6 protein-coding genes are annotated in these 6,754 nt (G+C 72.9%); 2 read left to right on the plus strand and 4 right to left on the minus strand.

The features are described 5' to 3' along the window. A partial coding sequence (locus ACOJUF_RS03195) for a ParB/RepB/Spo0J family partition protein (RefSeq protein ID WP_420120421.1) occupies nt 1–652 on the plus strand: 652 nt, incomplete at its 5' end. Between the two features lie 135 nt (nt 653–787). Then, nucleotides 788–1,567 carry a GNAT family N-acetyltransferase gene (locus ACOJUF_RS03200; RefSeq protein ID WP_420120422.1) on the plus strand — a complete coding sequence of 260 codons (780 nt, stop codon included), beginning with the start codon at nt 788–790 and terminating at the stop codon, nt 1,565–1,567. On the opposite strand, the gene ACOJUF_RS03205 is transcribed toward ACOJUF_RS03200, so the two are convergent. The 4 genes from ACOJUF_RS03205 to ACOJUF_RS03220 form a co-directional block, all read right to left on the minus strand. Continuing rightward, on the minus strand, nt 1,564–2,715 hold the full coding sequence (locus ACOJUF_RS03205; RefSeq protein ID WP_420120423.1) for an N-acetylmuramoyl-L-alanine amidase: 1,152 nt from the start codon (nt 2,713–2,715) through the stop codon (nt 1,564–1,566). The genes ACOJUF_RS03200 and ACOJUF_RS03205 overlap by 4 nt on opposite strands. 344 nt (nt 2,716–3,059) lie before the next feature. Further along, on the minus strand, nt 3,060–3,383 hold the full coding sequence (gene trxA, locus ACOJUF_RS03210) for a thioredoxin (protein WP_420120424.1): 324 nt from the start codon (nt 3,381–3,383) through the stop codon (nt 3,060–3,062). 65 nt (nt 3,384–3,448) lie between these two features. Beyond that, nucleotides 3,449–4,474, minus strand: a complete 1,026-nt coding sequence (gene trxB, locus ACOJUF_RS03215; RefSeq protein ID WP_420120426.1) for a thioredoxin-disulfide reductase — start codon at nt 4,472–4,474, stop codon at nt 3,449–3,451. A gap of 241 nt (nt 4,475–4,715) precedes the next feature. Next, nucleotides 4,716–6,464, minus strand: a complete 1,749-nt coding sequence (locus tag ACOJUF_RS03220; protein ID WP_420120425.1) for a protein kinase family protein — start codon at nt 6,462–6,464, stop codon at nt 4,716–4,718. Between the last annotated feature and the right edge of the window lie 290 nt (nt 6,465–6,754).

A 6,754-nucleotide genomic window follows, 5' to 3' on the forward strand; every position in this document is an offset into this window, starting at 1 on the left:
GGGCGAACGCCGGTGGCAGGCGGCCCAGCGCGCCGGTCTGAGTACGATCGCCGCGATCGTGCGCCGGACCCAGGACGCCGACATGCTGCGGGACGCCCTGCTGGAGAACATCCACCGGGCGAACCTCAATCCTCTGGAAGAGGCCGCGGCCTACCAGCAGTTGCTGGAGGAGTTCGACGTGACCCAGGAGGAGCTGGCCTCCCGCATCGGGCGGAGCCGGCCGGTCATCTCGAACACGATCCGGCTGCTCAAGCTGCCGATCGCGGTCCAGCGTCGGGTGGCCGCGGGCGTGCTCTCCGCCGGGCACGCCCGAGCGTTGCTGGCGCTCAACGACCCGGAGGACCAGGAACAGTTGGCCGCCCGGATCGTCGCCGAGGGGCTCTCCGTCCGGGGGACCGAGGAGGCCGTCACTCTCATCATCGGGCGATCGACGCCGCGACGCCGGGCAACGCCGCCGAAGCGGACGATCCCGGGGCTGGAGAACCTGGCCGGCGCACTGTCGGATGCGTTCGACACCCGGGTCCGGCTCGAGCTGGGTCGCACCAAGGGACGCATCGTGGTGGAGTTCGCCACCCAGGACGATCTCCGGCGCCTGGTCGCGGTGATGGCGCCGTCGGCGATCGATGCCGCCGGACGCCGAGCTACTGGATAGTCACACTATCTATTTGCTGGGCGGCGGCTCGACCGCCCGTCCCGCCCGCCTATCCTGGTCGGGGCGGTCGGGACGGGCCGTCGCCTCCTGTCCCGCGCGAGGTGCGGGCAGCATCCGGGTCGGCGAGGGAGCGGTGTGACGCGAGCGCTGGTGCCACTGTCGATGTCGACGATCGGGTTGATCCCGAAGTGCTGCCGCGCCTGTGTCGCCTGGGAGTTGGAGGCGTCCGCCGCCCGCCTGGCGGCCCACGCCGGGGAGGCCGAGTTCGAGAAGGAGATCTGGCTGTCCGGGGTCATGCTGACCTGGGGCTCGGCCGGCCAGATCGTCACCGTGGACGACGAGCCGGTCGGCTTCGCGCTGTTCGCCCCGCCGACGGCCGTACCCGGGGCGGCCGCGTTCCCGACGGCTCCGGTCTCGCCGGACGCCGTTCTGTTGACCACCGGACGGATCGAGCCGGCCTACCGCGATCAGGGCTTGGGCCGCTACCTGATGGAGGGCGTCATCCGCGAGCTCACCCGCCGCGGGGTGCGCGCCATCGAGCTCTTCGGCCGGGAGGGCGGCCCCGCGCCGGCCGCGGCCCCCGACGCGCTGCCGGACCTGAGCCTGGCCGACCTGCTGGGGACCGAGCACCCGGTGGGTGAGGACGACGTCCCGTCCTGCGTGCTGCCGGCGGGCTTCGCCCGCGCGGTCGGCTTCACCGACGTCAAGCCGCACCACCGGTACCCGCGTCTGCGGTTGGAACTCGGCCGTGATCTCGGCTGGAAGGCCCAGGTCGAGGCCGCGCTGGAGGAACTGTTCGCCAGTGTCTCGATCCCGGCCTCGCCCCCGCCCGCGGTCCGCGAGCTGGTCGGCGCCGGGACGAACCGGCGGCGACCGAACGGCCGGGCCGCCACCGGCGGGGCGGACCCGGGTTAGGCCGAGTCGCGGATGCGCCGCTCGTGGGCGAGCAGATCGGAGAACGTGAACGTTCCGGTGTGCGGGTCGTCCCGGCCGTCCAGGTAAAGGCGCTTGACGGCCACCAGCATGCCGTCGGCCAGCTGGTTGCGGAACTCGGAGGACACCAGGCGGCCGCGCTCGGCGGGGTTCGACAGGTACCCCATCTCGACCTGGATCGCCGGCATCCGGGTCAGCCGCAGGATGTCCCATGGGCGGTGGTGCACCCGACAGTCCGCGAACCGGGTCCGGGCGACCAGCTCGCGCTGGACGAGGCCGGCCAGGGTCTCGCCGACCGTGGAGGTGGCCCCGGAATCGGTGCCGAAGTGGAACGTCGCGATACCGCAGGCATGCGGCGAGGCCGACCCGTCGATGTGCAGGCTGAGCAGCAGATCCGCGCCGACGGAGTTCGCGAACGCCGCCCGCTCCTCCTGCGAGGGGTTTTCGTGCGCGCCCCGGGTGAGCACGACCGACATGCCGGCGGTGACCATGCGCGAGCGCAGCCGCTGGGCGATGTCGAACGTGAGGTCGGCGGCCCGGACCTCGCCGCAGGTCCAGCCGGCGTCGTCGGCGCCGTGCGCCGGGTCGATGACGATCCGCTTGCCGTGCAACCGCGGCCCGGCCTGCCGGACCAGCTGGTACTCACGCAGGTACTGCGGCCGGCCGCCGGTGACCATGCGGCCGATCCGGTTGAGCTCCTTGTACGTCTGCGCGCCGAACACGCCGTCGTCGGCCAACCCGCGGTGCCGCTGGAAGTCGCGCACCGACTGCTCGGTCAGCGGGCCGAAGATGCCGTCCGGCCGGCCCGTGTTGTAGCCCATCTCGGCCAGCCGGGTCTGCAGCGCCATCACGTCGTCGCCGGTGGTCGCCACCGACAGGGTGTGCGACAGGGTGCGCGAGCCCAGCGTCCACCGCGCGTCGGTCAGCGACCGGGCGGTCACCGGCCCCACGATGCCGTCGGCGATCAGCCCGCGGCGCTGTTGGAAGTCCCGGATGGCCCGGTCGACGGCGTCGTCGAACTCGACCTGCATGCGGTCCGAGCCGTTGAGGCCGGGTAGCAGCTGCAGGCTCGCCAATGCGTCCCGCAGGTCGGCCACCGCCGGCCCTCGATCTCCGCGCCGCAGCAGCATCGCTCTCCCTGAAGTCTCGTCGGGCGAACCCGGTCGGTTCACCCTCGGCAGTCGGACGACCACCCTTTCGACTGACGCATCAGCCGCGGGCGGGTTCACATCGGCCTCGCAGTCGTCTCTCACAGTTCGGCCGCCGGGGCCCGCGCCGCCCATCATTGTGCCCCCGTTGCGGCCGGATGCCCGTCATTCCGGGCGGGCGTCATCCGGGAGGGGCGACCGGCGGGATCCGGACGGGGTGAGCTGTCGGACCCGGCTCGAAGTCGGCATCCCGGGCGAAACCACCCCGAAACGCCGACCGCCGCCGACCGGATCCGATCCGATCGGCGGCGGGAGGACGGTCCGGCTCAGGCCAGGACGTCCGCGAACTCCTTGAGCAGGGCCGCCTTCGGCTTGGCCCCGACGACCTGCTTGACCGGCTTGCCGCCCTTGAACACCAGCATCGTCGGGATCGACAGGATCTGGTACTGCTGGGCGATCTGCGGGTTGGCGTCGATGTCCAGCTTGGCGACGGTGACCTTGTCCTCGTGCTTGGCCGCGATCTCCTCGAGGATCGGCGCGACCATGCGGCACGGGCCGCACCATTCGGCCCAGAAGTCCACGATCACGGGCTTCTCGGACTGCAGGACGTCGGTGGTGAAGCTGTCGTCGGTGACCTTGACGGTGGCCATGATGAACCTCTCTGTCGGTGCTGGTGGCGGTGTCGGGTTGCGCGGGTGGGTGGTGGTCGGGCGGGTCAGACGCTCAACGCGTCCGAGAACTCGGCCCGCGGTTCGTCGGGCATCGGATCGGTCGGGTGCGCGGCCCCGATCACCTCCGCGCCCTCGGGGGCCGGGTGGGCGGCCAGGTAGTGCTGGGCGTCCAGCGCGGCCGCGCAGCCGCTGCCGGCCGCGGTGATCGCCTGCCGGTAGGTGTGGTCGACCAGGTCGCCGCAGGCGAACACGCCCGCCACGCTGGTCCCGGTGTTGGCGATCGCCTCCACGTGATGGCCGGTCAGGACGTAGCCCTCCTGGTCGACCGTGACCTGGTCGCGGAACAGCTCCGACCGCGGATCGTGGCCGATCGCCACGAACAGGCCGGTCGCGGCCAGTTCCGTCTGCTCGCCGGTCCGGGTGTCGGTGACGGTGACGCCGGTCAGGCTGGTCTCACCGTGCAGCGCACTGACCACCGCGTTGGTCAGCCACTTGATCTTCGGGTCCTTGCGGGCCCGCTCGATCATGATGGCGCTGGCCCGGAACTCCTCACGGCGGTGCACGATCGTCACCGACCGGGCGAACCGGGTGAGGAACGTCGCCTCCTCCATCGCCGAGTCCCCCCCGCCGACGACCAGGATGTCCTGGTCGCGGAAGAAGAAGCCGGCACAGGTGGCGCAGGCGGACACGCCGCGGCCGACCAGGCGCTGCTCCTCGGGCAGCCCGATGTAGCGGGCCGCCGACCCGGTGGCCAGGATCACCGCGCGGGCCCGGTGCACGGTCCCATCCACGGTCACCGTCTTGACGGGGCCGGACAGGTCGACCGCCTCGGCGTCCACCGTGCGCAGGTCGGCCCCGAACCGCTCCGCCTGCTCGCGCATCTGCGCCATGAGCTCGGGGCCCATGATGCCGGCCGGGAAGCCGGGGAAGTTCTCCACCTCGGTGGTGTTCATCAGCGCACCGCCGTAGGTGTAGCCCTCGAACACCAGCGGCTTGAGCTCGGCGCGGGCCAGGTAGATGGCCGCGGTGTAGCCGGCCGGCCCGGAGCCGACCACGATCACGTCGTGCACGCGGTCGCCGTCGACGGAGACCGGCCCGTCCGCAACCGGCGCGACGGCGGCCTGGACGCCCGGGATGGACACGAACTGGTTCACGACATCTCCCTCACGCAGCGACCGGGCACCGGTCCCGCCCGGTCCGTCCGACCCGGCGGCCGCCCGATGATGGCTGCTGCACGATGATAGGGCGGGCCCGTGCCGGCGCCCGCGTCTGCAGTCCGCTCAACGCCCTGGACGGGACAATATTCCCGCGTCAGCTGCCGGTGACGGTGATCTCGTTGATCTTCGACTGGAACTGGTTGTCCGGCGTCTGGCCCATCTTCACGACGTAGACGATGAGGTACTTCGACGACGGCGCGTTGCTGATGTCGACGGTGGCGACGCCGTCGTTGACCATCGCCCAGCCGAGCTTGGTGGTCGAGTCGACCGGCCCCGGCTTGAGCGAATCGGCCGTCCGGACCTCGACGACCGTGCCGTTGGTGGCGCTCTTGACGGTGACCTGCGTCGGGCTGACGGCTCGCTCGAGCTCGAGGGCCAGACCGACCCCGGACTTAAGGGTGGGGAACTGCTGCTTGTACACCCAGGTCAGCCAGAACGAGCCCTCGTTGCCGTCGAACGCCCGGTCGACGTAGTCCTTGTAGTCCGGGGTGCCGTCGCCCTCCGGGTCGTACACCGCGCCGGCCACGATCGGCACCGCGGCGGGTGCGGCCGGGCCGGCCGTGGTCGACGCCGCCGTGGTCGGGGCGGCCTCGGCCGGGCTGGGGGCGGTGGACGCCGCGGTCGCCGAGTCGATCATCGGCAACTCCTCCGGCGCGCTGTTCTGGATCGACGCGGTGAACTGGTTCACCAGGCCGCCGAGCGCGACCATGATCAGGATCGCGAACACGGCCAGGACGACGCCGGCCAGGCTCAGCTTGGCCCGGCGTTCGCGGATCAGCCGGCGATCGGCGGCCGACAGGGGCCGGTTCTCCGGCGGCGGGGGCGCGTCCGCGACGCCCGGGGCGGTCTCGGGGCTGCGCAGCAGGGCGGCGATCGCGCCGACCGCGTGGATGCCGTCCGGCTCCTCCGGGTGCAGGGCGCGCTCGGCCAGGGCCGACAGCGCCTCCGGCACGGTCGCGACGACCTCGTCGGCCGGCACCTCGCGAGCCAACCGGGTGGGCGCCGGGGGCAGCGGCACCGGGCCGTCGCCGGCGGTGCCCGGCGCGGCCAGCGGCCAGGTCCCGGTGAGCATGAGGTACAGCAGCCCGCCGATGGCCCGGATGTCCTGGTCGGGGGTGGCCGAGGCGTGGGCGATGACGTGGGACAGCCGGACCTGGCCGTCGAAGTTCACCCGGACCAGCGACGGGTGGATGGCGCCCAGGGACACGCCGTTGCGGTGGGCCTCGGCCACCGCCTCGGACAGCTTGGCGGTGATCGACGCGGCGACGTCGGCGTCCAACGGCCCGCCGGAGACCAGATCGGTCAGGGTGGCGCCGTCCACCCACTGCCCGACGACGTAGGACTGGCCGTGGTCGGTGCCGACATCCAGGGTCTGCGGCAGGCCGACGTGGTGCAGCTTGCCGGCCCGCAGGGTGCGGGCCACGGTGGCCGAGGTGCCCGTCGTGTCGGGCAGGATCGTCACGGCCATGTCCCGCGGCAGCACCGCGTCCTTGGCCCGCCAGAACCACTGGCCCGCGCCGTCCGAGGCGATCAGGTTGACCAGCCGGTACCGGCCGCCGACCATCATCCCGGGCTTGAGCGGGGAATCCGCCGCGCCCGCCGGGTCGGTTCCGTCCCCGGTGTCGGCGCCGGGTGCGCTCGCGGCACCGGTGGTGTCGATCGCGGCCCTCTCGATGCCGGTGGTGTCGCCGGCGGTGTCCGGGCCGGTGGGGCCGGTCGAAGCATCGCCGGCGGACTCCGCCAGGTCGCTGCGCCGGACTTCGGTCGTCGCCTCCGGATCCTCCGGCCGGGCATCGACGTTCTCGGCATCGACGGCGGGCCCTCCGCTGAGGTTCTCGGACACCGTTTCGGACACCTGCTCCCTGCTCGTGGACGAGGACGACGGCCCGGCCGGTCCCGTGGAGCGGGCCGTCGCCGTCGGGGCGGCGCCCGCGACCGCGGGGTCGGCCCCCACGAGCGTGCCATGCCCGTCGTTCCGGACGCGTGTGGACGCGACCGGGTTGCCGTGCTCGTCGGCTCCGGCCGGCGGGTGCCCGGCGGGGGCGACCGCGGCGCCGCGGCGCCGGGGCCGGCCGGGCAGCCGGGCCGCGAGCCGCCGGCGCAGCGGATCGAGTTCCTCGACCCGCAGCAGCA

Origin of the sequence: Nakamurella sp. (assembly GCF_048594475.1) — a bacterium.
In the GTDB taxonomy this organism is placed as follows: domain Bacteria; phylum Actinomycetota; class Actinomycetes; order Mycobacteriales; family Nakamurellaceae; genus Nakamurella.